At 56.4% G+C, this 23,276-nt stretch carries 21 protein-coding genes and 1 pseudogene; 11 read left to right on the top strand and 11 right to left on the bottom strand.

Features of this window, described 5'->3' with window-relative positions; translation table 11 throughout:
- Window positions 1-45: 45 nt before the first annotated feature.
- The 4 genes from araC to AC07U6_RS00790 all read right to left on the bottom strand — a co-directional run bounded on the left by araC (window position 46) and on the right by AC07U6_RS00790 (window position 4,610).
- Window positions 46-963 carry an arabinose operon transcriptional regulator AraC gene (gene araC / locus AC07U6_RS00805; protein WP_494762642.1) on the bottom strand — a complete coding sequence of 306 codons (918 nt, stop codon included), beginning with the start codon at window positions 961-963 and terminating at the stop codon, window positions 46-48.
- A 14-nt stretch (window positions 964-977) separates the two neighbouring features.
- Window positions 978-1,961 carry an L-arabinose ABC transporter permease AraH gene (gene araH / locus AC07U6_RS00800; protein ID WP_494762641.1) on the bottom strand — a complete coding sequence of 328 codons (984 nt, stop codon included), beginning with the start codon at window positions 1,959-1,961 and terminating at the stop codon, window positions 978-980.
- A 16-nt stretch (window positions 1,962-1,977) separates the two neighbouring features.
- Window positions 1,978-3,501 (bottom strand): L-arabinose ABC transporter ATP-binding protein AraG, encoded by a 1,524-nt coding sequence (gene araG, locus AC07U6_RS00795; RefSeq protein WP_494762640.1) that lies wholly within the window; start codon window positions 3,499-3,501, stop codon window positions 1,978-1,980.
- Between the two features lie 125 nt (window positions 3,502-3,626).
- Window positions 3,627-4,610: an arabinose ABC transporter substrate-binding protein gene (locus AC07U6_RS00790; RefSeq protein WP_494762639.1), complete on the bottom strand. Its 984-nt coding sequence runs from the start codon at window positions 4,608-4,610 to the stop codon at window positions 3,627-3,629.
- 359 nt (window positions 4,611-4,969) lie between these two features.
- Between AC07U6_RS00790 and AC07U6_RS00785 the strand changes: the two genes are divergently transcribed.
- The 4 genes from AC07U6_RS00785 to AC07U6_RS00770 all read left to right on the top strand — a co-directional run bounded on the left by AC07U6_RS00785 (window position 4,970) and on the right by AC07U6_RS00770 (window position 10,986).
- Window positions 4,970-6,667 (top strand): ribulokinase, encoded by a 1,698-nt coding sequence (locus AC07U6_RS00785; RefSeq protein ID WP_494762638.1) that lies wholly within the window; start codon window positions 4,970-4,972, stop codon window positions 6,665-6,667.
- Complete coding sequence (gene araA / locus AC07U6_RS00780) at window positions 6,664-8,166, top strand: L-arabinose isomerase (RefSeq protein ID WP_494762637.1); 1,503 nt, start codon at window positions 6,664-6,666, stop codon at window positions 8,164-8,166. Before AC07U6_RS00785 ends, araA begins: the two co-directional genes overlap by 4 nt.
- Window positions 8,167-8,539: 373 nt before the next feature.
- On the top strand, window positions 8,540-9,754 hold the full coding sequence (locus tag AC07U6_RS00775) for a hypothetical protein (protein ID WP_494762636.1): 1,215 nt from the start codon (window positions 8,540-8,542) through the stop codon (window positions 9,752-9,754).
- Window positions 9,755-9,801: 47 nt separating this feature from the next.
- On the top strand, window positions 9,802-10,986 hold the full coding sequence (locus AC07U6_RS00770) for an amidohydrolase (protein ID WP_494762635.1): 1,185 nt from the start codon (window positions 9,802-9,804) through the stop codon (window positions 10,984-10,986).
- Between the two features lie 58 nt (window positions 10,987-11,044).
- Here the strand turns inward: AC07U6_RS00770 and AC07U6_RS00765 are convergent, their stop codons facing one another.
- Window positions 11,045-11,536: a hypothetical protein gene (locus tag AC07U6_RS00765; RefSeq protein ID WP_494762634.1), complete on the bottom strand. Its 492-nt coding sequence runs from the start codon at window positions 11,534-11,536 to the stop codon at window positions 11,045-11,047.
- Window positions 11,537-11,643: 107 nt separating this feature from the next.
- On the opposite strand from AC07U6_RS00765, the gene AC07U6_RS00760 reads away from it, so the two are divergent.
- On the top strand, window positions 11,644-12,027 hold the full coding sequence (locus AC07U6_RS00760; protein ID WP_494762633.1) for a GFA family protein: 384 nt from the start codon (window positions 11,644-11,646) through the stop codon (window positions 12,025-12,027).
- Between the two features lie 450 nt (window positions 12,028-12,477).
- On the opposite strand, the gene AC07U6_RS00755 is transcribed toward AC07U6_RS00760, so the two are convergent.
- Both AC07U6_RS00755 and AC07U6_RS00750 read right to left on the bottom strand, forming a co-directional pair.
- Window positions 12,478-12,954, bottom strand: coding sequence for a glutathione peroxidase (locus tag AC07U6_RS00755; protein WP_494762632.1), 477 nt, complete (start codon window positions 12,952-12,954; stop codon window positions 12,478-12,480).
- Between the two features lie 105 nt (window positions 12,955-13,059).
- A pseudogene (locus tag AC07U6_RS00750) lies at window positions 13,060-13,667 on the bottom strand (dTMP kinase).
- Window positions 13,668-13,831: 164 nt separating this feature from the next.
- Here AC07U6_RS00750 and AC07U6_RS00745 point away from each other — a divergent pair.
- Window positions 13,832-14,152, top strand: coding sequence for a hypothetical protein (locus AC07U6_RS00745; RefSeq protein ID WP_494762631.1), 321 nt, complete (start codon window positions 13,832-13,834; stop codon window positions 14,150-14,152).
- Window positions 14,153-14,211: 59 nt separating this feature from the next.
- Here the strand turns inward: AC07U6_RS00745 and yjfF are convergent, their stop codons facing one another.
- From yjfF to ytfQ, 4 genes are read right to left on the bottom strand one after another with little or no spacing between them, the layout of a single operon-like run.
- Window positions 14,212-15,198, bottom strand: a complete 987-nt coding sequence (yjfF, locus tag AC07U6_RS00740; protein ID WP_494762630.1) for a galactofuranose ABC transporter, permease protein YjfF — start codon at window positions 15,196-15,198, stop codon at window positions 14,212-14,214.
- The gene (ytfT, locus tag AC07U6_RS00735; RefSeq protein ID WP_494762629.1) at window positions 15,191-16,210 is read right to left on the bottom strand and encodes a galactofuranose ABC transporter, ATP-binding protein YtfT; all 1,020 of its coding nucleotides are present in this window, start codon (window positions 16,208-16,210) and stop codon (window positions 15,191-15,193) included. Before ytfT ends, yjfF begins: the two co-directional genes overlap by 8 nt.
- Window positions 16,203-17,726 (bottom strand): galactofuranose ABC transporter, ATP-binding protein YtfR, encoded by a 1,524-nt coding sequence (gene ytfR / locus AC07U6_RS00730; RefSeq protein ID WP_494762628.1) that lies wholly within the window; start codon window positions 17,724-17,726, stop codon window positions 16,203-16,205. The genes ytfT and ytfR overlap by 8 nt, the downstream gene beginning before the upstream one ends.
- Window positions 17,727-17,779: 53 nt before the next feature.
- Window positions 17,780-18,736, bottom strand: a complete 957-nt coding sequence (ytfQ, locus tag AC07U6_RS00725; protein ID WP_494762627.1) for a galactofuranose ABC transporter, galactofuranose-binding protein YtfQ — start codon at window positions 18,734-18,736, stop codon at window positions 17,780-17,782.
- Between the two features lie 459 nt (window positions 18,737-19,195).
- Between ytfQ and ydgT the strand changes: the two genes are divergently transcribed.
- From ydgT to rsxC, 5 genes are all read left to right on the top strand, one after another.
- Window positions 19,196-19,411, top strand: a complete 216-nt coding sequence (ydgT, locus tag AC07U6_RS00720; RefSeq protein ID WP_494762626.1) for a transcription modulator YdgT — start codon at window positions 19,196-19,198, stop codon at window positions 19,409-19,411.
- Between the two features lie 107 nt (window positions 19,412-19,518).
- Window positions 19,519-19,959, top strand: a complete 441-nt coding sequence (locus tag AC07U6_RS00715; RefSeq protein WP_494762625.1) for a DUF2569 domain-containing protein — start codon at window positions 19,519-19,521, stop codon at window positions 19,957-19,959.
- A gap of 212 nt (window positions 19,960-20,171) precedes the next feature.
- Window positions 20,172-20,753, top strand: a complete 582-nt coding sequence (gene rsxA, locus AC07U6_RS00710) for an electron transport complex subunit RsxA (protein WP_105594928.1) — start codon at window positions 20,172-20,174, stop codon at window positions 20,751-20,753.
- Complete coding sequence (gene rsxB, locus AC07U6_RS00705) at window positions 20,753-21,328, top strand: electron transport complex subunit RsxB (RefSeq protein WP_494762624.1); 576 nt, start codon at window positions 20,753-20,755, stop codon at window positions 21,326-21,328. The genes rsxA and rsxB overlap by 1 nt, the downstream gene beginning before the upstream one ends.
- Window positions 21,321-23,276, top strand: a 1,956-nt coding sequence (rsxC, locus tag AC07U6_RS00700) for an electron transport complex subunit RsxC (protein WP_494764778.1), incomplete at its 3' end; no start/stop codon positions are given. The genes rsxB and rsxC, both read left to right, overlap by 8 nt.

Genomic DNA, 23,276 nt, shown 5'->3' with positions numbered 1-23,276 from the left:
TAAGACGATCGGCCCGGAGAGAACAAGGTGAAATCATTCTGATTCTTATTCATTAGCACGCCGTGATACGTACCATGTTTCCTGAGCGACCAGCGCATCGTGCGCATCCAGGCTGCGGCGGCGGAAATCGCTGGGGCTGACGCCAACGCGTTTGCGGAACACCCGCGAGAAATAAAGCTGATCGTCATAGCCCACTTCCCGGCCAATGCTGGCGATCGGTTCCTGGGTAGTTTGCAGCAGCAGTCTGGCGCGGATCACCCGCTGATCTTCACGCCAGCGTAGCAGGTTTACCCCCATCTGCTCACGAAACAGATGCGCCAGTCGCGAAGGCGACAGGCAGACGTGTTTAGCCACTTCCTCAATTTTTACCTCTGCCGCCAGGTTGCTGGTGACATACTGGCAGGCTTCAATCACCCGCGAGTCGCGAACCTGCTGATGGCTGCGCGGATCTTCTTCTACCGCGCGCAGCAGCAGGCGTTCCAGCAGATTCATCGCCAGCTCTTCGGCGAACCGTCGCCCGGAGTTATGAGTGTTTTCAATGCTGGCGAACAGACGGTCAAACTCCCCGCGCAACGCCTCGGGAAGGTGCAGCCGACCCACGCCCTGCACCTCGTCCTGGAACGACAGCCAGTCACTCCAGTAGGCGCGGGGACGAAAATAAACCCAGCGGTGATGCCAGGCGTCGCTGTCGGGCGAGCGGCCGTAATAGTGCGGGGTTTTCGGCTGAAACAGCAGTAAATCACCCTCTTCACAGTCGAAAGCCGCTTCGCCGTCAAAAATGCGTCCGCGCCCTTTCACCGTCAGGTTGAGGATGTGGCCTTTCATACCGTGGGGACGATCGACAAAAAAATCGAGCGGCCCGTCCGCGTTAATCGGCGTTAGCCCGGCGACCAGCCAGGCACCGAACTGATAACCAGGTAACAGCGGGTTAGATTGTGTGACCGGTGCCAGGCGATGATACATAACGCGTCCCCTTATCAGGCTGCTTTATTTTTCTGTTTGTAGCGGTCAAAAATCACTGCTGCTAACAATATCAAACCGCGAACTACGTACTGTGAGAAAGGCGATATATTCAATAAGTTCATGGCGTTTTCCACCGTACCCAGAATCAGAACACCCGCAACCACATAGGAAATTTTACCGATGCCGCCCTTCAGCGATACGCCGCCCAGCACGCAGGCAGAGATCACAATCAGCTCATAGCCAATTGAGGTCATCGGCTGGCCGCTGGTCATGCGTGACGCCAGGATAATCCCCGCCGCCGCCGACACCAGGCCAGAGAGGATAAAGATGATAATCCGCGTACGCACCACCGGTACACCGGCTAAGCGCGCCGCGTCTTCATTGCCACCGATAGCCAGCGTGTTGCGGCCAAAAGTGGTTTTATTGAGCAGGAAGGCAAACAGCGCGAGAGTGATAATCGTTAACCACACCGGTGCCGGCACGCCCAGCCAGCTGGCGTAGCCCAGTGCGAAGAAGCGCTCGTCTTCAATGCCTACGGCTTTGCCATCAGAGAAAATATAGGCCAGACCGCGCACGATCTGCATGGTCGCAAGGGTGGTAATCAGCGCGTTGATTTTCAGTTTAGCGATGACGAAACCGTTAACAAAACCACAGGCCACGCCGAGCAACAGTCCGGCACCGACGCCGATCCACAAGCTCTCGCTGAGGTTGATGACTACAGCACAGGTAACACCCGCACAGGCAATTACCGAAGCCACAGACAGGTCGAAATCGCCGGAGGCCAGACAGAACAACATGCCGCAGGCCACCATTCCGGACATCGAAATCGCCAGCCCCAGCCCTTTCATATTGATAATGCTGGCGAAATTAGGCACAAAGATCATACAGGCGAGGAACAGCGCGGCAAACACCACCAGCATGCCGAAGTTATCCCAGATACGCCCGAAGCTCAGGCGCGACGGTGCCGCCGGGGTGGTCGTTGAAGTTGTCGAAGACATAGGTTTCTCCTGCATGTCAGGCCACCGCGGTGGCAGGTTTAGCGGTTTTAGGCATCGCCAGACCGAGGGTCAGCGCTTCGGTGGCATCGTCGTGTGCCAGCTCGCCGGCAATCTCCCCTTCGCGCATCACCAGAATGCGATCGGCCAGGCCCATCACCTCCGGCAGATCGCTGGAGGCAAACAGCACGGCAATGCCGCGCTCGGCCAGCGCATAGATCAGCTGATAAATTTCGTTTTTGGCACCGACGTCAATGCCGCGGGTCGGTTCATCGAGCATGATCACTTTCATCTCTTCCGACAGCCAGCGGCCAAGGATCGCCTTCTGCTGGTTGCCGCCGGACAGATTCATAATCAGCTGGTCCGCCGTCGGGGTTTTGATATTCAGCGAGCGGATATGCAGCCCGGCGTTCTGCACTTCCCAGGCCTTATTAATCAGGCATCCTGCCGTCAGATTATTACGGCGGGCGCTGATATTAATGTTGTCGCGAACCGAGTGCACCGGAATGATGCCGTCGGCCTTGCGGTCTTCCGGGCAGAGCATGATCCCGGCGCGGATCGCCTCGACCGGTTCACGCAGGACCCGTTTTTCTCCGTCCAGCCACAGCTCGCCGCCGGTCAGCCGGGTAGCACCAAACAGCCCTTTCATCAGCTCGCTGCGCCCTGCGCCCACCAGGCCAAACAACCCGACGATTTCACCGGCGCGCACGCTGAATGACACCGGGCTGCGCACGCCTTTCGCCTGCACGTTATCCAGCCGCAGGCGCACATCACCGCACGGACGCGGGCTGTAGCCGTAGATGTCGCCGATATCGCGCCCGACCATCGCCTGCACCAGCTGTTCGTTGTCGCAGGTGCTCATATCGCTGAAGGTGCGGACGTAGCGGCCGTCCTTAAAGACGGTAATCGCATCGCTGAGGGCAAAGATCTCCTCCATACGGTGCGAAACGTACAGCACCACACGGCCATCGGCGCGCAGCTGGCGAATGACACGGAACAGCTGATCGATTTCACGGGCGGAAAGCGAGCTGGTCGGTTCATCGAAGGCAATCACCTGCGCGTTGCGGGTTAGCGCCTTGGCGATTTCAACCATCTGCCACTGCCCCAGCGAGAGGTATTTCAGCGGCATATCCGGGTCAATATCCATCCCCAGCACCGCCAGCTGCTTTGCCGCCTCTGCACGCAGGCGACGGTGATTGACCAGCCCGACGCGCTGCGGCAGCTGGCCCAGAAAAATATTCTCTGCCACGGTCATTTCCGGGATCAGATGCAGTTCCTGATAAATAATCGCCACCCCGGAGTTCAGCGCATCGGTGGTGTGCTGAAAGTTGACCGGCTGGCCCTTAAGGCGAATTTCTCCACTGCTGGCGCGATAGCTACCGCTGAGAATTTTCAACAGTGTTGATTTCCCGGCACCATTTTCCCCCATCAACGCATGGACCTCTCCGGCATGGCAGTCGAAGCTGATGTCCTGCAGTGCCTTCACGCCGGGAAAGGTTTTACCAATGCCGTGAAAGCTGAGATAAGCGGGTTCTCTGGTCATATCACTCCCCTGAAACGGTGTTGGACGGTAACCGTGTTATACGTCCCGTAATACAAATAATCAGACCGTGGGCCGACCGTTGCAGCGATCGACCCACATAAAGTGACGTTGTCACTGAAAACGCATTACATCAGCCCTTTCTTAGCCAGCTCGGCCTTGAAGTTGTCACGAGTGATCAGCACCACCTCGGTCACTTCGGTAAACTTCGCCGGCTCCGCGCCGTTGGTCACCCAGTCATGCAGCATTTTGATACTGCGGTAGCCGTGAACGTCCGGGCTTGGCAGCAGCGAGCCGTAGAAGCCGGTGGCCTGGCCTTTTGACAGTTCGCTGACCGCATCCACGCCGTTGATACCGATGCCGATAACGTTAGGCGCCTTGAAGCCCTGGCCTTCTGTTGCGCGCACGCCGCCGAGCACGGTGTTGTCATTCATGCCGACAATCAGCCAGTTTTTCACTTCAGGATGCTGAACCAGCAGCGAGTTACCGGCATCGAACGCACCGGGGATATCGTTAGATTTGGTGGGAACCTGATAAATCTGTTTTTCCGGGAATCCGGCCGCTTTCAGCGCGTCCATTGAACCACCGGTGCGGCGGCGTGCCGTATCAAGCTCGTTAGCGGTAATCGCCATTACTGCGGTGTCTTTGACGTCCCAGCCGCGCTTCTGCATCTCCTTATACAGCTCCTGCCCCTGACGCTCGCCGATTTTGGTCGCTGCCATCATCACCAGCGGTACGGTGTCCATCGGCTTACCTTTGGCAGTGACGAACTGATCATCCACCGCGATCACCTTCAGATCGTAGCTGCGTGCTTTGGCCATAATGGCTGAACCCAGCTTCGGGTCCGGAGTGCAGATAACGAAGCCTTTGGCACCGCTGGCCGCCAGGCTGTCGATGGCGTTAAGGGTTTTCTCTCCGTCCGGCACGGCAATTTTGATCACCTCAAAGCCCAGCTCCTGGCCTGCTTTGTCTGCGAACTTCCATTCGGTCTGGAACCAGGGTTCTTCCGGCTGTTTCACCAGAAAACCGAGTTTCATTGTCTCTGCAATAGCGGATTGTGACATAACGGCAGCAAGGCTGATTGCGGCCAGTGCTTTAGTAAATTTGTGCATGAGGCTCTCCGGCTCAGTGCCCGCTTTTGACGGGGTTGTGTAAACGGTAACAATCGGAAGATGGAATAATTAAAATTTTATAAACAGCAAGTTATCTAAAACCGTCGTATTTTTTACTGCGGCGGTTAATTAGTTTTACCCACATACAAACGGAAATTTGTAGAGCGCTATCACACACTGAAATTACAGGCGTTTTGTCCATGCATTCAGCTGTTTTAACCGGAAAGTAACATTTGAAGCGCATCACATAACCGCATCTGATGGCAGAAAAGTGCATATTTGCAGCCACTCACACCTAACCGCTTCTGCGCCATGTTCTCAGGATAGAGAGACTTGACTATCGTCTCTGGAGAATAACTATGAACAAGGGTGCCATAACCCTCGGTCTGGATTTTGGCAGCGACTCGGTTCGGGCGCTGGCGGTGGAATGTGCCAGCGGACGGGAACTGGCGAAGCACGTAGTTGCCTATCCGCGCTGGCGGGAGGGCCGCTACTGCCAGCCCAACCGCAATCAGTTCCGCCACCATCCTGCGGATTACATCGAAGCGCTGGAACAGGTCATCCGTGACGTTGTCACTCAGCTCGGGAGCGACAGCCAGAATGTGGTTGGGATTGGCGTGGACTCTACAGGCTCTACGCCTGCGCCAATCGATCGTGAAGGCAGGGTTCTGGCGCTGCGGCCCGAATTTGCCGATAACTCCAATGCGATGTTCGTGCTGTGGAAGGATCACACCGCGATTGAAGAGGCAGAAGCTATCACCCGCCTGTGCCGCAGCGGCGAGTTTGAGGATTACTCACGCTATATCGGCGGGGTTTACTCCTCAGAATGGTTCTGGGCCAAAATTCTGCACGTCAGCCGCGAAGATGCCGCAGTGCGTGAAGCCGCCGCCTCGTGGATTGAGCTGTGCGACTGGGTTCCGGCTTTGCTCAGCGGTACCACCGCCCCCGCCGTTCTGCGCCGTGGCCGCTGCGCCGCCGGGCATAAATCCCTGTGGCATCCGCTGTGGCAGGGTCTGCCTGAGGCGGCATTCCTCGATGCGCTCGATCCGCTGCTGACCCGCGATCTGGATTCTCCCCTGTTTACCGATACCTGGACCGCCGATCTGCCGGTGGGCGAGCTCACCGCCGAATGGGCTGAACGTCTTGGTCTGCCGCAGGGCGTGGTGATTTCCGGCGGCGCCTTTGACTGCCATATGGGCGCAGTTGGTGCCGGTGCAAAGCCCTATACGCTGGTTAAAGTCATCGGCACCTCTACCTGCGACATTCTGATTGCCAATCCCGAGCGCGTGGGCGATCGCGCCATTAAAGGCATCTGCGGCCAGGTTGGTGGCAGTGTGGTGCCGGGAATGATCGGGTTTGAAGCCGGTCAGTCGGCGTTTGGCGATATGTATGCCTGGTTCAGTCGCCTGCTCAGCTGGCCACTGATGCAGACCATGCAGCAGCAGCCGGAACTGAAAACCCAACTGGAACCGATCCGTCGCGCCCTGCTGGAGGATTTAACCAGGGCCTGGGCCAGCGATCCTCAGCTCGATCATCTGCCGGTGGTGCTGGACTGGTTTAACGGACGCCGCACGCCGTTTGCTAATCAGCGCCTGAAAGGGGTGATTACCGACCTGAATCTGGGCACCGATGCGCCAACCCTGTTCGGCGGTTTTATCGCCGCCACCGCGTTTGGTGCCAGAGCGATTATGGAGTGCTTTGAGCAGCAGGATATTCCGGTACAGCAGATCCTGACGCTCGGCGGCATCGCCCGTAAATCCCCGGCCATTATGCAGGTGTGCTGCGATGTGATGAACCGCCCGCTGGATATCGTCGCGTCCGACGAGTGCTGCGCACTGGGTGCAGCCATTTTTGCCGCCGTTGCCGCAGGCGTCTATGCCGATATCCCGGCCGCGCAGCAACAGATGGCCAGCCCGCTGGAGCAAACCTTGCAGCCCGACCCTGCCCGCGTCGCACGTTTTCAACAGCTTTATCAGCGTTATCTTCAATGGTGCGAAGTTGCCGAACCGCAGTTTGCGCCACAACAGTCATCCGTCAGTGAAGGAGTGGTTCTATGACCCCGTTAAACACCGCAACCGTATGGTTTGTGATTGGCACCCAGCATCTGTACGGCGTGGAAACCCTGCGTCAGGTTGAACAGCACGGCAAAGAGGTGGTTGACCAGCTTAATCGCGAAGGAAAGCTGCCCTTCCTGCTCCAGCTCAAACCGCTGGTCAAAAGCCCGGATGAGGCGCTGGTTCTGTGCCGCGATGCCAACCACGACCAGCAGTGTCTGGGGATCATCACCTGGTTACACACTTTCTCCCCGGCGAAAATGTGGATTGGCGGGCTGTCCGTTCTGAATAAGCCGCTGCTGCAGTTCCATACCCAGTTCAATGCGGAAATTCCGTGGGACAGTATGGATATGGACTTTATGAACCTGAATCAGACCGCACACGGCGGCCGCGAGTTCGGCTTTATTGGCGCGCGTATGCGCCTGCCGCATCAGGTCGTTACCGGCCACTGGCAGGACCCGCAGGCGGTACAGCGCATAGCTCAGTGGATGCGTGGAGCAGCAGCGAAACTTGCCAGTCAGCAGCTGAAGGTGGCACGTTTCGGCGACAATATGCGTGAAGTGGCGGTAACCGAGGGCGATAAAGTCGCCGCGCAGATCCAGTTCGGCTATGCCGTTAACGGCTGGGGCGTCGGCGATCTGGTGGAGGTGATTAATCAGGTCAGCGACGGCGACGTTAGCGCGCTGGTTGATGAGTACGAGAGCAGCTATGAGTTCTCGGCGGCGGCGGCGGTTAACGGAGAAAGACGCCAGAACGTGCTGGATGCCGCACGCATCGAACTGGGTATGAAACGCTTCCTCGACGGTGAGGGCTGCCGCGCGTTTACCACTAACTTCCAGGCTCTGCACGGTATGACCCAGCTGCCGGGGCTGGCGGTTCAGCGTCTGATGCAGCAGGGGTACGGGTTTGCCGGTGAGGGTGACTGGAAAACTGCTGCACTGCTGCATATTTTCAAAGTGATGGCCGGTAATCAGGCGGGCGGCACCTCGTTTATGGAGGATTACACCTATCACTTCTCACCGGGCAACAATCTGGTCTTAGGTTCGCATATGCTGGAAGTCTGCCCGTCTATCGCCCGCGAAGCGCGCCCGCTGCTGGATGTGCAGGCGCTGGGTATTGGTGGTAAGGCCGATCCGGCACGGCTGATCTTCTCTACTCCGGCCGGCGCGGCGGTCAATGCCAGCGTAATCGATATGGGCGATCGCTTCCGCCTGCTGGTTAACGTGGTGGATGCCATTGAGCAGCCGCATGACCTGCCTGCACTGCCGGTTGCCCGCGCGCTGTGGCGTGCCCAGCCTTCGCTGGCGACGGCTTCAGAAGCCTGGATACTCGGCGGTGGTGCACACCATACGGTGTTCAGCCAGGCGCTGACGGTTGACGATATGCGTCTGTACGGCGAACTGCATAATATCGAGGTGCTGGTGATTGATAACGACACCACCATCCACGGTTTCCGCGATGCGCTGCGCTGGAACGACGCTTATTATCGGCTGGCACGTTAAAAATATGACCGGCAGCGCCTGACGGCGCTGCCGGTTGTTATTTTATCGTTACGCACCGTAAGTAAAATTAGATTTTTAGCACTTGCCTGAATAGCCCTGTCAAAATTTCAACCCCGCCCGAAATAGCGCCTTAACTTAAATTCGCATAGTTTTTCCTTATAATCTCGCACTTTTAGTGATTCTTCTCTGGTCATCAGTTTAGCGCTGTGTTAATTATTGTCACCGGTCACTTTATTTAACACCTTGGGCATTTATTCTAAAACTTTGCCTTAGAAGCACCATCAACTAGTTGATAATTACAATCATCGAGTAAAAATCGGAATATCTGACCAGCAGGACTGTTATTCTAAAAATAATCAAATGGATGTGTCGTATGTCACAAATGTTCGCACTTTTACTGGTCATGATCATTTTATACCTGGGCGATTTGGTTTCTGCCAGAACGAAAGCCTGGATACCCTCCGTATTTGTCTGCGCCGTGCTGTTTTTATTTGGCTACTGGACCTTCTTCCCGCAGGATATCGTCAGCCGCGCCGGTATCACCCCGGTGGTTGCGGTGATGCTGATGTATTTACTGATCACCAATATGGGCACCCTGCTGTCGGTGCCTGAACTGATCCGCCAGTGGAAAACCATCATCATCTCTCTTGCTGGTATCGGCGGTATTATGGTGACGGTATTTGTGGTCTGCATGCTGATGTTTGACCGCAACACCGCCATTGTGACCATTCCCCCGCTGGTCGGCGGCATCGTGTCGGCGATCATTATGTCCAAGGGCGCGGCGTCCGCCGGGCTGGTTGATTTATCTGTTTTTGCCATTCTGATCTACGTAATGCAGGGCTTTGCCGGCTATCCGCTGACCGCCATTATGCTGCAGCGTGAGGGAAAGCGCGTGCTGCAAAAATACCGTCGCGGCGAGTGGCAGGAGACGGTCGCGGGCACCCCACTGCCGGATAAAACCTCCGGCGCAGCGGATAACGCCATGCCGCGCCTGTTTGGTCGCATGCCCGCCCACTACAACACCAGCTATTTTAAATTTATGCGCCTCGCCTTCGTCGGCTGGCTGGCGTATCTGGTCTCCGGTTGGCTGGCCCCCGTGGTAGCGGTCAGCCCGTTCGTGCTCTGCCTGCTGTTCGGCGTGATCGCCGCCTCGCTGGGTTTCCTTGAGCGGCAGCCGCTGCAAAAAGCCAACGGCTTCGGCTTTGCGGTGATGGGCCTGATGCTGTTTATTTTTGATACGCTGAACCGCGCCACGCCGGAAATGCTGCTGCGCCTGCTGCTGCCAATGTTGGTATTGATTGCCGCCGCCGTGGTGGGGATGTTTATTGTCTCCTGGATCGTTGGCAGGATGCTGGGCGTCAGCATGGAGATGGCGTTTGCGATTGCGCTCACCTCGATGTACGGCTTCCCGGCAGACTACATTATTACTAACGAAGCCATCACCGCGCTGACCAAAGATGAGAAAGAGCGTGAGGTGCTGACCCAGCATATGCTGGCGCCGATGCTGGTCGGTGGCTTTATTTCCGTCACCATGGTGTCGGTAGTGCTTGCCGGGATCATGGTGGGCTACATTATTCCTGCTGTTTAAATCATTATTCAGTGCATTCTGTACCAAAAATAAGGGAAGCAAGAGTTATGACAAGCCAGTCAATTACGCAGGCCGTCCACGCCTGGAAAGAGGCGATGATCGCCTTCCGTCGCGATTTGCACGCACACCCAGAACTGCCGTGGGAAGAAATCCGCACCACCCAGAAAGTTGCACAGGCGCTGGATGAAATCGGCATCAGTTATCGTCTCACTCAGCCGACGGGGATTATCGCCGAAATCAAAGGCGGCCAGCCGGGAAAAACCGTGGCGCTGCGCGCCGATATGGATGCGCTGCCGGTGCAGGAACTGAGCACCTCGCTGAGCTACAAATCCCTGACCGACGGTAAAATGCACGCCTGCGGCCACGATGCGCATACCTCCATGCTGCTGAACGCGGCCAGAGCGCTGCAGGAGAACCGCGCCGAACTGCGTGGCAACGTACGTCTGATTTTCCAGCCGGCGGAAGAGATCGCCGAAGGCGCTCGCGAGATGGTTCGCCAGGGCGCGGTTGAGGGCGTAGATAACGTCTTTGGCATGCATATCTGGACCACCACCGCCTCCGGCAAGATTTCCTGCAACGTCGGCTCCAGCTTTGCCTCTGCCGACCTGCTGAAGGTGAAATTTAAAGGGCGCGGTGGCCACGGCTCGATGCCGGAAGCCTGTATTGATGCCGCCGTGGTTGCCTCTTCGTTTGTGATGAATCTGCAGGCGATTGTCTCGCGCGAGACTTCGCCGCTGGAATCCGCAGTGGTGACCATTGGTCGGATGGAAGTCGGCACGCGCTTTAACGTGATTGCCGAGAATGCGGTGCTGGACGGCACGGTACGCTGCTTTGACGTTGCCACCCGCGATCGCCTGAAGGCGGCGATCGAGCGTTATGCTCATCACACGGCGGGGATCTACGGCGCCACGGCGGAAGTTGAGTACACTTACGGTACGCTGCCGGTGATCAATGAAGAGCGCAGCGCTCTGCTGGCGCAGTCGGTGATCCGTGATGCCTTCGGTGAAGAGGTGCTGTACGCCGAACGGCCGACCACCGGCGGTGAGGATTTTAGCTACTTTATTGAAAATATCCCCGGCTGCTTTGCCCTGCTGGGCTGCGGTAACAAGGCGAAAGGCACCGACTGGGCGCATCATCACGGCTGTTTTAATATCGATGAGGATGTGATGGTGCACGGTGCGGAGCTGTATGCGCAGTATGCGTGGCGGTATTTGCAGCAGGATGATTTTTAACGCTACCGGCCAGGAAGGGTTTGTCTCGCTGCGGGTTCCTGAGCCTGGCCTATCGGCCCTATTCCGGAACGAGGACCCGCTGACAGTTGCCTCGCACTTCCATGTGCCCGGACGGTCCGCTTATCCGGATAGCACCGATTGCCTGAACGTTTCTGCGTTGTTGCCTCAACAACCCTTTTTCCTGCCATTGCCTGGCAAGGCGGCAGCGGCTGTCGATATCGTGCTCGGGTAAACCAGAGACATAGCAAGGCGCCGAAGTGCGAAACGCGCCGCCAAGTAGCTGATGAACCGGCAGACCAAGAATTTTGCCTTTAAGGTCCCACAGGGCGATATCCACGCCGGCGATGGCATCAATGTGATAGCCGCTGATGTGGCCGCGATCGCGCATCGAGTCGTACATTCTGGCGTTCAGCACGCCGCTGGAGAACGGGGATTCCCCGATCGGCAGTGGTGCAAAAAGCTGTTTAATCCGTTCGGCGGCCACCTGCGGCACCACCGGTGCCAGCGCCTCTCCCCAGCCGATGTGGCCATCGCTGCTGGTAATTTTCACCAGGCAGGGTTAGGCTATGAACCCGTCAACCGGGAAAACTATGCCTGGACCATTACCCGACCCGATATTTACCTTAATGGGAAACAGCGGAACGACGGAGAGTGAATATGAAATTGTCTGGTGGGTGTTTATGTGGGTTTATCAGCTTCACAGCGGTGAACCCTTCTTCCTCTCATTCCTGCTCCTGCGATATCTGCCAGAAGCATTCTGGCTGCCACACCGCAGTATGGCTTGATTTCCACTCGGATGATGTTGAATGGACGGGTGAAGGCGGTGTGCCTTCCCTGTTCCGCTCATCCGCGAGTTCCTCCCGGGCATTTTGCGGCCGGTGTGGCACCTCCGTCGGTGCCATCGATGACAGTCCGGTGATTGCTCTGCTGAGCGGGATTTTTAACCACAACGAGCGAGCCTTGTTTTCGCCACAATCTCACTCATTTCAAGATATGAAGCCTGAATGGTGGAGAAAAATTATGCCTGATACCGCTGTCTGAATTGTGAAGCAGCACTCTGTTTCGTTACAGCGTATTCAGCATACACTTACCGCAGCCATTATGGCCGGTGTTGTCCAGCCTTTCAGTCAAATGCCGGCTGCACCGCAGGGCTGGCTATTAAGTTCAATCAGAATATGACTCTGGAGGGGCGATAAATTCTCCGTCGTTATCGAGCCCGACGTGGAAGATGCAGATTAGTGATTTAGCCTTTGCTGGCCGAGGCCGGTAGGTCTCTTCCTGTCTTCGTTAATCTGTAAACGAACTCAGATTGTCTCTATAGATTTCAGATTCTTTCACCAATATTTTGCTGAACAGTCCGCTCCTGGCACAGAGCGGACATTCCTTAGTCCCTGGTAGATTAGGCAGCAGGCCAAATAAGCGTATCAACATCCTCCCCGTTTATGTTCAGCAGCATTGAAAATGCCGTGACTATCACCCAACGACTTAAATTCAAAGTGCCGCCAGGATCGCGGCTTCCATTTTCTCCGGGGTGGCGATCGGCGCAAAACGCTTAAGCGGCTTACCGTCGCGCCCAATCAGGAATTTAGTGAAGTTCCACTTAATCCGCCCACCCAGCACGCCGGGCAACTCGTCTTTCAGATAACGAAACAGCGGATGCGCAGCGGCTCCGTTGACCTCGACTTTCTCGAACATCGGAAAGCTGACGCCGTAGTTAACGTAACAAGTCTGCGCGATGTCGTCGGCGTCGCCGGGTTCCTGCTTGCCGAACTGGTTGCAGGGGAAGCCCAGCACCACCAGCCCCTGTGCGGCGTACTTCTTGTAGAGCGCTTCAAGGCCTGCGTATTGCGGCGTGAAGCCACACCGGCTGGCGGTATTTACCACCAGCACCAGATTACCCGCGAAGTTGGCCATAGTGACAGGCTGGCCTCGCAGACTGGTGGCTGAGATCTGATAAAAGGGGGTCATATCGTCATCCTCAAAACAAACGGGGTTCGGCGTCGATACTGCCGCGCAGCGCTTTGCCGCAACGGCACTCGGCGTAGATTGCGGGTTAACGCGGGTAGCCTGTCTTCAAAGCACGCTGTAGATCTCAGAAATTACTTGCTCGGTAGCGTTCTCAATCGTCCCTTCATTCCGGCATAAAAACCAGCCGTTCCCGATAATTTCTCGCTGGAATGCCCGGGTACAGGCAGCATGCTCTTCCAGCTTATGCATCACCGTACTGTTTAGCCCCCGCGTTCGGGCCGCTGCCCTCGCCCATGAGATTTCCGGCGCAGTCACCACACCGATATGCAGGTCTGGCGTTTGCACATTACGTTCCCTGTTGAGCTGTAAAATCTCAGCAAAGGGCACCATTCGGCGAAAAGCAGCATCCGACGGGTACCAGCAATCCATCAGGATAATGCTGTCCGCTGGCTGTTTGGTCAGCACCTGCTGGGAAATCCAGGCGCGGCTATTGGCAAAGCGCGCACAAACCTCCCGCTCCAGATCGAGGGAGGGATTGCGGACAAGCTTGTTGACCAGGGCCATCGTTTCCGCCCTGAAGGGATCGCTTTTTTCTCGCAAAGCCGGATCACCTTGTTATTGTCCGCCCTTAATACCTTCGTCACGGCTTCTAACAGCGTGGTTTTGCCCGTTCCCTTGGGGCCATCCAGAGTAACAAACAGCGGGCTTTTCATTCTGTGAAAGATGAATGAAAAGCGGTTTTTGTAGAGCTCAAATCTGGCAAACGCATCTGACTTCCTTTAGATAAACAGCTGACCACCCTTCTTGCCTGCTGGAATCGCTGACGCGTTAACGCGAACAGCACAGCAGGCTCTTATAAAAGGTGCTGCTCCCGTTAATGAGCGCACCCCGTTCTCAGTCACGGCCTTATCTGGCACGACACCCTCCACAGGCCCCTCATCGGATTGCAACGAAGAAGCGCTTCGCGCAGCCCGGTACTGTGGAATATCGCAGCAATATGCAAATTTCAGCAAGTTTACCCTTCGACGAAACGCATAATCAGGCGGGCAACCGCGATCTGTCAGATGTTGTAAAGTCGCAGGAAATATCCATCTGTGTATGTTTATCCATGAAACCAGACAACAATGAACACAATATCTGTCGTGGACATTTCGGCGCTATCCGCGCATATCAAACCAGCCGTTTTTACAATCGTTGAAGAGTTCCGCATGGAGTTCGCCTGGCGTCTGCGGCAGGGATGCCACAGACGCCCAACTATCACGTACTCAACCGTTTAACCGGTGCATTCTGCTGGCGATCCCACATCACTGTCAGCAGCCGCTGGAGCGCAATAAAGGCAAACAGCAGCACGCCGATAGCAATCTTGGTCCACCACGAGCTCAGCGTACCGTCAAAGTTAATCCACGTCTGAATCAGCCCCTGAATCAACACGCCAAACAGCGTCCCCAGCACCGTCCCCACCCCGCCGGAAAGCAGCGTGCCACCGATAACTACCGAAGCAATGGCATCCAGCTCCACACCCATTCCTGCCAGCGCGTAACCCGCCGAGGTATAGATTGAGAATACAATTCCCGCCAGCGTTGCCAGCCCGGAGGAGAGCATATAAACACGTACTGTTGTGCTGCGGGTGGAAATCCCCATCAGCTGCGCCGAAGTGGCGCTGCCGCCGATGGCATACACCTGGCTACCGAAGCGACTGCGGTGAGCAAGCAAAATCCCCAGCACCACCACCATCAGCATAACCAGCGCCAACAGGCTGAGCCGCCCGCCGCCGGGGATCTTCCAGGCCATCGACGACAACATTGCGTATAGTGGATGATCGACAGGCAGCGAGCTTTCTGCCACCAGATAGCTACAGCCGCGCAGGAAGAACATTCCCGCCAGGGTGATAATAAATGCCGGAATTTTTAAGGCATCGATCAGCCAGCCCATAAAAGCACCAAACGCCGATCCCATCACCATGACCAGACCGAACGCCACAAACGGATGCAGGTGGAAATCGCCAATGGCGCGAGCCAGAAACACACCGGTAAAGGCGATCACCGCGCCCACGGAAAGATCGATACCGCCGGAGAGGATCACAAAGGTCATACCAACGGCGATGATGCCGAGAAAAGCGTTATCGGTCAGGATATTGGCAATCACCCGGGTTGACGCGAAGCCGGGAAACTGACTGAGGCAGAAGAGATAACCGGCCACGAAAACCAGCAGGGTTATCATTAACGGAAGATGACGTTTAACCACCGCGCGGCCCTCTTTTAAACAGTTGAATAAAGCGTGGTGACTGCAACAGCAGCACAATCATCACCACCACCGCCTTCACGACCTGGTTCAGTTCGGGTGGGGATCCGGAAAGCAGAATCCCGGTATTCATTGCCTGAATAATCAGTGCGCCGACCAGTGAGAGCAGCAGATTGAAGCGGCCGCCCATCAGCGAAGCCCCCCCGATAACCACCGCGAGAATGGCATCAAGTTCCAGCCACAGTCCGGCGTTATTGGCATCCGCGCCGCGAATATCCGCCGCCACGATCAACCCGGCCACCGCCGCACACAGCCCGCTCAGCACGTAGGTGCTCATCACCACCAGCCAGCCGTTAACCCCGGCGTTACGCGCGGCGCGCAGGTTGATACCGACGGCCTCGATAAACATGCCCAGCGCGGTTTTACGGGTCAGAAGCCAGACCACCAAAGCCAGCGCAAGGGTGATCCACAGCGGTACCGGCAGGAAGAACAGCGTGCCGCTGCCCAGCCGCGCCAGCGCATCGCTGTTAAAAGTGACGATCTGTCCCTGCGTTATCAGCTGCGCGATGCCGCGCCCGGCAACCATCAGGATCAGCGTGGCGACAAACGGCTGTATTTTTAACAGCGACACCAGCACGCCGTTCCATAGCCCACACAGCAAACCGCTGCCCAGCGTCACCAGAATCACCACCGGCAGGCTGTGCCCGGCGACGGTCATCGTCGCGGCAATCGCCCCGGCAATCGCCATGACCGCACCGACCGATAAATCAATACCGCCGGTGGCGATAACCAGCGTCATACCGATAGCCAGAATCGCTACCGGCGCGGCGCGGTTCAGGATATCGATCGGGCTACCGAACAGCCGCCCGTCCTGCAGATGAATGGCAAAAAAGTTGTTCGCCACCATGCTGTCGATCAGCAGCACCAGGATCAGCGCACCAATTTGCGGCATCCCCGGCGGTAGTTTACGTTTTAGCATTGGCGTTTTCCCCGGTATCAAATGGCCCTCAAGCATGCTGCTCTCCCCCGGCCGCAATGGCGTTGACGATGGCGGCAACCGACAGTTGCTCCAGTGGGATCTCCGCCACCTGCTGCCTGTCGCGCAGGATCAGCACCCGATCGGCGTAGCCGACCAGCTCTTCCAGTTCAGATGAAATCACCAGCAGCGCCAGACCGTCGGCACAAAGCGTTTCAATCAGGCGAATAATTTCAGCGTGCGCGCCCACGTCAATGCCGCGCGTGGGTTCATCAAGGATTAAAAACTGTGGACGCGTGACCAGCCAGCGCGAAAGCAGCACCTTCTGCTGGTTACCACCGGAGAGCAGCTCCACCGGCTGATCGGCATCCGGCGTGCGGATGCCCAGGCTTTTAATAAAGCGTTCCGCAATTTCCTGCTGCTCGCGGCGTTTAATCGGCCTGAGCCAGCCGCGCTGCACCTGCAGGGCCAGAATGATATTTTCGCGCACCGAGGCAGCACCGATAATGCCGTCGGTTTTACGATCCTCCGGGCAGAAGCCCATCCCTAAACGCGAGGCCTGAGCCGGAGTGCGGATATTCTGCGCTTTACCTTTGATGAAAGCCTTGCCTGAATCCGCGCGCTTAATGCCAAACAGCAGCTCCGCCGTTTCGGTGCGTCCCGAACCGAGCAGGCCCGCCAGACCCACGGCTTCACCGGGGCGTACGCTAAGGCTGAACGGCTCAATGGTGCCTTTTTTGCCGTAGTCTTTAAATTCCACCACCGGGGTCTCGCTGCGCAACGTGCTGCCCGCGCGCTGAAGCGCCGTTTCCAGCAGTTCGCGGCCAAGCATCAGCTTAATCAGCTCAATCTGCGGCAGCGAGCGGGTATCGCGCGTAGCGATAAACTGGCCGTTGCGCAGCACGGTGATTCGGTCGGTGATGCGGTACACCTGATCGAGGAAGTGGGTGACGAAGATCAGGCTCATGCCTTTAGCCCGCAGCTGGTTCATCAGGGTGAACAGCATTTCCACTTCGCTGGCATCCAGGCTGGCGGTCGGTTCATCAAGGATCAGCACCTTGGCGGAAAGATCCACCGCGCGGCAGATGGCGATTATCTGCTGCATAGCAACGGAGTAGTGGCCCAGCGAGCGGGTCACGTCCAGCTCGAAACCGTAATCATTGAGTAACTTTATCGCTCGCTGGTTCAGCGTTTTGCGGTCAATCAGGCCAAAGCGCTTTGGCTCACGGCCAATAAACAGATTGTCCGCCACCGACATATTCGGCAGCAGGTTCACTTCCTGGTAGACGGTGCCGATGCCCAGCACCTGCGCTTCGGCGGTGTTGCGCGGGTTAATCGCCTGCCCGGAGAGCGTAATGGAACCGGCATCGCGCTGATACACGCCGGTCAGCACTTTAATCAGCGTGGATTTCCCCGCGCCGTTCTCACCCAGCAGCGCCATAATTTCGCCGGGACGGATATCAAAGGAAACATTATCCAGCGCACGTACGCCGGGAAAGGATTTACTGACGCCGCTGATTTCCAGTAGCGTTGCAGAGGAGGTGTTGGTGGTCATACGCTGCGCCTCAAACCATGAAAAAAGCCGCTCCGGCAGGAACGGCACGTGGCTCAGTAACCCATACCTTTTTTACGATCCAGTTGTGTCTGTGCGTCGGCAGGCAGGAACAGTTTGGTTTCGGTTTTGATAATTTTTGGCGGTACGGTGCCGTCTTTTTTCAGTTTTTCCAGCGCATCGAAGGCCGGGCCAGCCATATTTGGCGTCAGCTCTACGTTGGCATTGGCTTCACCGGCCAGCATGGCTTTGTAGATATCCGGCACGCCGTCAATTGATCCGGTCAGGATATCTTTACCCGGCTCGAGCCCGGCTTCTTTAATCGCCTGAATCGCACCGATGGCCATATCATCGTTGTGGGCGTAAACCATGCAGATGTTTTTGCCGTTGTTCTCAGCCTTGATAAAGCTTTCCATCACCTCTTTACCCTTGCTGCGGGTAAAGTCACCGCTCTGCGAGCGGATTACTTTGATATTCGGGGTATTGGCGATCGCTTCCGCAAAGCCTTTTTTACGGTCGATGGCCACGCTGGCACCCACGGTACCCTGCAGCTCTACAACGTTACAGGGTTTGCCGGCCTGCTCTTTCACCAGCCAGTCGCCGATAAGCTTGCCTTCATATACGTTATCCGCCGTCACTACCGCCTGATACAGCGATTTATCCTTTACCACAATGGCGCGGTCGAGCAGGAATACCGGGATCTTGGCATCCTTCGCTTCTTCCAGCACCGGTTCCCAGCCGGTTTGTACCACTGGTGCAATAAAGATGGCATCAACGCCCTGAGCGATAAATGAGCGAACTGCTTTGATCTGGTTCTCTTGTTTTTGCTGACCATCAGCAATTTTCAGAGTAATTCCGCGCTTCTGCGCCTCGGTTTTAGCCACGCTGGTTTCCGCTGCACGCCAGCCCGATTCGGAGCCAACCTGAGAGAAGCCAACGGTCATTGATTCAGCCAGCACGGGAGCAGACAGGCCTGCGCTGATAAGGACAGGCAAGAGTAAACGCTTCCACATGATCATTTTTCCTCTGATGGGATTTTGCCGTATAGGGTAACTGCACCTAAATCCTGGACTATAAGTGGAAAAACATATTCGACAACGCTCACAAAACGCTACAAATCAAATAGATTAGGCAATTTTCATCGTAAAAATCAGCGCCGCAGATATGGATAATTCGCCTGCAATAAATGAAAATCAGGTTAAATAAGTGTAATAAACAGAAGCGGTTGCAGACTGAGCATTTGGAAGCGATTACAACACCGCGTGAAGTTCTGTCATTCTGAACGGTATGAATTGTGTCCCAGGAATTATCCTGAACTGTGATACTTCTCACGATTCATCAGTCTTTCCCACTGATTCTTCACAAAATTAATCAGTTTTCCGAAACTGATGCTTTTTAACATCAGGGATGATGGATTCCGTAAGTAGCCGTTATATACTGATTTTATTCTACTGCTACACGATATGGGCCTCATGAGCATTCACAACTACCTGCTAAAGTTTCGTAAAGTTAATAACCTTGAAAGCTTGGAAAAACTTTTTGATCACCTCAATTATACGCTCACTGAGAATAGTGAAATCATCTTAATGTATCGTGCAGCCGATCATCGCCGTGCCGAACTGGCCTCCGGCGGTCGCTTATTCGATCCCGGCTGCGTGCCGAAAACCCTCTGGCACTACGTGGTATAAGACAGTAATCATTCATAGCCTGGTGTTTCAGCTGACGTTTTTCCGTATAGTTGCCGTCTGCTGATGCGAGGGTATCGCATTTTTTCTGTCTATATTGAGGACTTCGCGTGGCTGTAGATTCCAAAACTCGCATCGGAGGCTGGCTGCTGGTACCGCTGGCCTGGCTGATTATGACCCTGTTGACCAGCGCCCTGGTGATGGCACTGTACCTCAGTGCCCTGTTCGATCCCGCCATGCGTGAGCAGCTGTTCGCGCAGAACAGTGCGGTACTGGTAAACTGGGGGTTGTCACTACTGACCTCGACGCTGGTTTGGTTCTACACTGGCTGGGTGACATGGATTTTCTGCAAACGCTCCCGTCGGCTACCTCGCCACTATATTATCTGGCTGTTAATCACCGTCGTGCTGGCGTTAAAAACCTTCGCTTTTGCACCGGTAGCCGATGGCCGCGCGGTGCAGACGCTGCTTATTGCCCTGCTGGCTGCTGGCGTTCTGGTTCCCTACTTCAAACGCTCGCAGCGGGTGAAAAACACCTTCACTGCCGAATAGTGATGCAAAAAACGTCAAGATCTTAATCGTGAGTGCGTTATAACGGCGTTGAATAGCGCACAACGGTTGTGGTCAGGCGGGCAATATCCGATAATAACCCCCTGCAATTTTAAGCTGCAGTGCTGGCAACCCGCGTGAAGATGACCGCCGGTAAACAGTACTGGCCTTCGGGCCGTTAAAATCTGCTCTTTCTTCTTTTTTCAGGCATAAGAATGACCGACTACCTGCTCCTTTTTATTGGCACAGTGCTGGTGAATAACTTCGTTCTGGTGAAGTTTCTCGGCCTTTGTCCCTTTATGGGCGTTTCCAAAAAACTGGAAACGGCGATTGGCATGGGACTCGCCACCACGTTTGTGATTACGCTGGCCTCGATCTGCGCGTGGCTGGTAAATCACCTGATCCTTCTGCCGCTCGATCTGGTCTATCTTCGTACCATGGCCTACATCCTGGTAATTGCCGTGGTGGTTCAGTTCACCGAAATGGTGGTGCGTAAAACCAGCCCCGATTTGTATCGCCTGTTGGGAATTTTCCTGCCGCTGATTACCACCAACTGTGCCGTGTTGGGCGTCCCGCTACTGAGCGTTAACCTCAATCACACTTTCCTGCAGGCCGCGCTTTACGGCTTTAGCGCCTCGCTCGGTTTTTCGCTGGTGATGGTGCTGTTTGCCGGTATCCGCGAACGCCTGGTGTTGGCCGATGTGCCTGCGCCGTTCAAGGGCTCTTCCATTGCACTGGTTACCGCCGGGTTGATGGCGCTGGCCTTTATGGGCTTTACCGGTCTGGTTAAATTCTGATGACGGCGATTTGGATTGCGATTGTCATATTAAGCGCCCTCAGCCTGATATTCGGGGGTCTGCTGGGCTATGCTTCGCGCCGCTTTAAAGTTGAAGAAGACCCGATCGTTGAGCAGATCGATGCCCTGCTGCCTCAGAGCCAGTGCGGCCAGTGTACCTATCCTGGCTGCCGCCCCTATGCAGAAGCGGTCGCCAACGGCGGTGAGATGATTAACAAATGCGCCCCTGGCGGAGAGCAGACGATGCTCAAGCTGGCCGCGCTGTTAAACGTCGATCCGCAGCCGCTGGGTGAAGATGCTGAACTTGAGCCGGAACGTAAGGTTGCCTGGATTGATGAGGCCAACTGTATCGGCTGCACCAAGTGCATCCAGGCCTGCCCGGTTGATGCCATCGTCGGTGCAACCCGCGCGATGCACACCGTGCTGGCCGATGTCTGTACCGGCTGCGATCTTTGCGTTGCTCCCTGTCCGACCGACTGCATTGAAATGCGTCCGGTTGCAACGACCACTGCCAACTGGAAATGGGATCTGCAAACTATCCCAATCCGGGTTATTTCTGTAGAAAGTCATGCTTAATCTGTTTAAAAGATTCAAAAAAGACGCAATCTGGGACTTCGATGGCGGTATTCACCCACCGGAGATGAAGACCCAGTCAAACGGCACGCTGCTGCGTCAGCTGCCGCTGCCTGACCGCTTTATTCTGCCGCTGAAGCAGCATATCGGTAGTGAAGGTGAAATCAGAGTGCGGCCGGGCGATAAGCTCCTGCGCGGAGAACCGCTCACCTTCGGCAACGGCCGGATGCTGCCGATTCACGCACCGACTTCCGGTACGGTCACTAAAATCGCCCCGCACATGACCGCGCATCCTTCGGCGCTGGCCGAAATGTGCATCTTTATCGAGCCAGATGGCGAAGACCGTTGGTGCGAGAAACAAACGGTCAGCGACTATCGCCAGCTTGAGCGCAGCGAGGTGGTGACGCGCATACACAAGGCAGGCGTTGCCGGTCTGGGCGGCGCAGGATTCCCGACGGCGACCAAGCTGAGAGGCGGTCTGCGCGGAGTTAAAACGCTGATTATCAACGCCGCCGAGTGCGAACCCTACATCACCGCCGACGATCGGCTGATGCAGGACTGTGCTGCCGAAGTGCTGGAAGGCAGCCGTATACTGGCATGGATACTCAACGCCGAGCGCGTACTGATCGGCATTGAAGACAACAAACCGGAAGCGATTGCCGCGCTGAAAGCCGCCCTCGGCAACCAGAACGACCTGCAAATTCGGGTGATCCCGACCAAATATCCCTCCGGCGGTGCCAAACAGCTGACCCGCATTCTGACAGGTAAAGAAGTGCCGCACGGCGGTCACTCCATCGATATCGGCGTGCTGATGCAGAACGTCGGCACCGCTTTTGCGGTTAAGCGTGCGGTGATCGACGGTGAACCACTGACCGAACGCGTTGTAACGCTGACCGGTGAAGCCGTAAAGCGCCCTGGCAACGTCTGGGGCCGCATCGGTACGCCGATCAGCCACCTGTTACAGCAGGCGGATTTCGAGCCTGGCAACGAACAGATGGTGGTGATGGGCGGCCCGCTGATGGGCTTTACCCTGCCGTCTCTGGACGTGCCGGTGGTCAAAATTACCAACTGCATCCTGGCCCCTTCCGCCAGTGAGATAGGCGTCAGCGAGCCGGAAAAAGGCTGCATTCGCTGTAGCGCCTGTGCCGACGCCTGCCCGGCCGGTCTGCTGCCACAGCAGCTTTACTGGTACAGCCGCGGCGGCGATCACGATAAAGCCCGTGCGCATAATATTGCCGACTGCATTGAATGCGGTGCCTGTGCCTATGTCTGCCCGAGCAATATTCCACTGGTGCAGTATTACCGCCAGGAGAAAGCCGAAATCCAGGCTATCGATCTGGAAGCGGAGCGCAATGCGCAGGCAAAAGCCCGCTTTGAAGCCCGCCAGCTGCGCCTTGAGCGTGAAAAACAGGCGCGTGAAGCGAAGCATCGGCAGGCAAAACGTACCGTTGCGGCGACGGATGCCGATGCGCTCAATGCGGCACGCGAACGCGTGAAGGCGAAACAGCAGCAGGACCAGGCAGCGGATGTCGCTGCTGTAGAAACGAATACACGTCCGGCTGACGATGCCGCACGCGCGGCACTACGAGAAGCGCGTCTGGCCGAAGCGAGAGCGCGCCAGGCCGAGAAGCAGGCAGAAACCGAACCTGCGACCCGTCAGGCGGAAGATCCGCGTAAGGCCGCTGTGGCCGCTGCCATTGCTCGTGCTAAAGCGAAACAGGCGGCGCAGGCGGGTGATGTGATTGCCGAGGCCCCAGCCGTGAAGCGTGAAGCTGCGGCTGAACCGGCTACCGATGTTGACCCGCGTAAAGCCGCCGTCGCTGCTGCCATCGCCCGCGCTAAAGCCAGGAAAGCGGCGCAGGCGGGTGATTCGATTGCCGAGGCCCCAGCCGTGAAGCGTGAAGCTGCGGCTGAACCGGCTACCGATGTTGACCCGCGTAAAGCCGCCGTC

Source organism: Erwinia sp. GW821-FHT03D09 (assembly GCF_059420805.1).
Note: the sequence above shows the minus strand (reverse complement) of the source record. Positions and strands in the feature narration are given on the sequence as shown.